Consider the following 2987-nt stretch of genomic DNA (forward strand, 5'->3'; position numbering starts at 1 on the left):
ACGCCTCGTTTTCTTCCTCGATGGCCCGCGCCAGTTCATCCGGACGCCCGGCCGCCAAAATGGCGAGGCCGCCTTTCGGCCCGATGCCCGACACTTGCAGCAGCTTGGCGAACAAGTTGCGCTCCTCGCGCGTTGGGAACCCGTACAAGGCGTGCACACCTTCGCGTACATATTCGTATGTATAGACGGTCACCGCCGCCTCGCGGCTTTCCTGAAACGCAAACGGGTTCGGCGTAAAGATCTCGTAGCCGATGCCGTTATGGTCGATGACGATATATTCCGGGCAGACGTAATCGACATACCCACGGATAAACTCGATCAATGGATGCTCCTCTCCTTTTTTCGTCCTTTCATTGTATCATATGATTTCATTATAGCAAAAAGAAATCCCGCGATGCGCTTTGCACCACGGGCTTTCGCTTGGTTTATTGGACGACCGCAAAATGGCGGTACATTTCGATCACTTGTTCATACCGCTCTTTCGAGAGGACGCGAATTCCTTTCTTCAGCTTTTCTTGCTGACGGCTTTCGAGCTTTTGCACGTCGATTTGGAAAAACGACTGGATGATTTCGCTCGACCGGCCCGGTTTGCCGTTGAAGATAGACAACGTGCCATCGTCCGTAATTCCGAAGTAGCCGTTTGTTTTTAACAACGGCGAAATGTCGTTGATTGTTTTGCGAAACACGATCGTCTGATCATCGAGCGTCACGAGTTGCCAACCGCGATATTTTTTCCATATTTCTGTCATCGAATCGACGGTTTCGGTGACTTTCTCTTCGCTCATCTCTCCGTCCAAGTATTGCCGCTCGAGCACAATCGTCATCTTAACCGGTGCGGCGGAGGCCGAATGAACCGGCAACACGATGGCGGCGATCCACAGTATGAGGGAAAGAATTCGCATCGTTTGTTCCTCTCTTCTCGGATGATGGTTCCTTTACGCCACTAGTTTCACCAGCGGACGCCATTTTATTCCTTGATCCATCAGCTTTTTTGCCAAGCAAGCTGCCGCCGATCCAAAAAGTGGGGCGGGGATTCGAGCCAACGGCGCTCGATCATCATATTCCATTATGTTCCACGACCTTCGAACGTATGTACAAAAAAAATCCGCCGGCTTCGCCGACGGACGTCGCTACTCCTCAAGCACCGATTCGTCCAAATTATGGTACACTTCTTGGACGTCATCATCATCTTCAAGCGTATCGATCAACTTCAGCATTTTTTTCAAATCGTCGCCCTCAAGCGTCGTATACGTTTGCGGAATCATCGTAATTTCCGCGCTGGCAAACGTGAATCCTTGCTGTTCCAGCTCGTCTTTCACCGTTTCAAACGATTCGGGCGCTGTATAAATTTCGAACGATTCGTCCGTTGTTTCCATCTCCTCGGCGCCCGCTTCAATGGCCAACAGCAGCAATTCATCCTCATCAACGTTGTGCTGTTCGCGGTCAATCACGAGCAGCCCTTTGCGCTCGAACAAATAGGAGACGCAGCCCGTTTCCCCTAAATTGCCGCCGTTTTTCGAAAACGCCGCACGCACGTTGGCGGCGGTGCGGTTTTTATTATCCGTCAGGCAAACGACCATGACGGCAACGCCGCCTGGTCCATATCCTTCGTAGCGAATTTCCTCATAGTTGGTATGTTCTTGGGTTCCAGTTGCTTTTTTAATCGCCCGTTCAATGTTTTCGCTCGGCATGTTGGCCGCTTTCGCCTTCTCAATGACAAGGCGCAGGCTCGGATTGGACGCTGGATCGCCTCCGCCGCTTTTGGCGGCCACATAAATTTCCTTCGCCAGTTTCATGAACAGTTTGCCGCGTTTGGCATCTTGAGCATTTTTCCGCCGTTGGATATTTTTCCACTTCGAATGTCCAGCCATCGACAGTTCTCCTCTCATCGCAACGGAATGTTCCGACTATTACTATAGCAAAAAACGCGGAAATTGTCAGCCAAGCTCCAGCGAAGGAGCAGCCATGAAAAAAGGCGCCCCGCTTTTTGGGGACGCCTTTTTCGTTTGTCACCGAGTGTTTTCCGGCCGTTCTTGAATCGTGCCATCGATAAAAATGGTGCGCAAATCACGGCGGATTTCTTCCATATTGATTGGAGTCCCGCGTCGAAGCGCGTTGTCAATCGTGCGAATGCGGTGGTACATGCTCGGATTCGAGGTGACGCGCACCCGCTTGCCGTCCGCGTACGGAGCGACCGCTTGCTCGACACGCTTCTCAAGCCGCTTGGGATGGCGGGCGTCTGTGGCAATCGCGATGAGCGCCTGATCGCCATACACAACCGCGCGGGCATCGTCGACTCCGTTCACCGCTGCGGCGCGGCGGGAGAGCTTCTCAGCCAAACCGCCGGCATAGCTTCGGTAGTACGACGGGTGCGGATCGACGTTTAGCGAGTGCAAATGCCCATGGTAGTTGTAATCACTGTCACCGAAATCGACGTCGGGCGGAAGAGCCGGAACGTCCGTGTCAAACCGGGTCGCTGCTGGTCCTCCGAGGCGGCCGCCGTCCGTCAAATAATCGGTGACCGGACCGCGGCGCGCCCATATATAACGGTTGTCATAATTGAGCGCATTCGTCCCGTATCGGCCATAGCGGAAATCGTCGCCTCGCTCCGTCGAGTAAAAACCGATCGGTCTCGCCGCATCATGATAACGCTGCGCCCCTTCCTCATTCGCCCGGTAGTTGGTGCATGAGGCGAGCAATCCGGCGACCGACAACGCGCCGATCCATCTGACCGCGTATCTCAATGGAAAACCCCCCTTGGTTTCCTTCGCCCAAGGCTGGCATGAAGCCAGCCTTACGTTTAGCTTGCGGCAAACGCGGGGGGTTTATCGCTGTCAGTTCAACCCAACGAGATGACAGCTAAAACTTCGGCGGCGCAATCGCCAACTGCCGTTTATGATGCGAACGTTCATGAAGCCGTTCAATAATTTTCCGATCGCGTTCTGGAATATCTTCCCCTTTTAAATATTTATCGATCATTTCATACG

The 2987-nt window shown here is 53.2% G+C and carries 4 protein-coding genes and 1 pseudogene; all 5 read right to left on the reverse strand.

Going from position 1 to position 2987, the window contains the following annotated elements; genetic code table 11:
* The coding region (ruvA, locus tag VU18_RS11160) for a Holliday junction branch migration protein RuvA (protein WP_161797229.1) at positions 1-322 on the reverse strand (322 nt) is incomplete at its 3' end.
* 103 nt (positions 323-425) lie between these two features.
* Positions 426-902, reverse strand: a complete 477-nt coding sequence (locus VU18_RS11165) for an intercompartmental signaling factor BofC (protein ID WP_011232069.1) — start codon at positions 900-902, stop codon at positions 426-428.
* Between the two features lie 228 nt (positions 903-1130).
* The gene (locus VU18_RS11170; protein WP_014196414.1) at positions 1131-1871 is read right to left on the reverse strand and encodes a YebC/PmpR family DNA-binding transcriptional regulator; all 741 of its coding nucleotides are present in this window, start codon (positions 1869-1871) and stop codon (positions 1131-1133) included.
* Between the two features lie 138 nt (positions 1872-2009).
* The gene (locus VU18_RS11175) at positions 2010-2744 is read right to left on the reverse strand and encodes a YhcN/YlaJ family sporulation lipoprotein (RefSeq protein ID WP_011232071.1); all 735 of its coding nucleotides are present in this window, start codon (positions 2742-2744) and stop codon (positions 2010-2012) included.
* Positions 2745-2859: 115 nt separating this feature from the next.
* Positions 2860-2987 (reverse strand): annotated as a pseudogene (locus tag VU18_RS20190) (NAD(+) synthetase); the annotation flags it as partial.

The organism is Geobacillus sp. ZGt-1 (assembly GCF_001026865.1).
Lineage (GTDB): Bacteria > Bacillota > Bacilli > Bacillales > Anoxybacillaceae > Geobacillus > Geobacillus thermoleovorans.

Excerpts from the sequence above, each read along its gene's own strand:
- VU18_RS11170 (WP_014196414.1), bottom strand. The coding sequence starts at position 1,871 with ATGGCTGGACATTCGAAGTGGAAAAATATCCAACGGCGGAAAAATGCT.
- VU18_RS11165 (WP_011232069.1), bottom strand. The coding sequence starts at position 902 with ATGCGAATTCTTTCCCTCATACTGTGGATCGCCGCCATCGTGTTGCCG.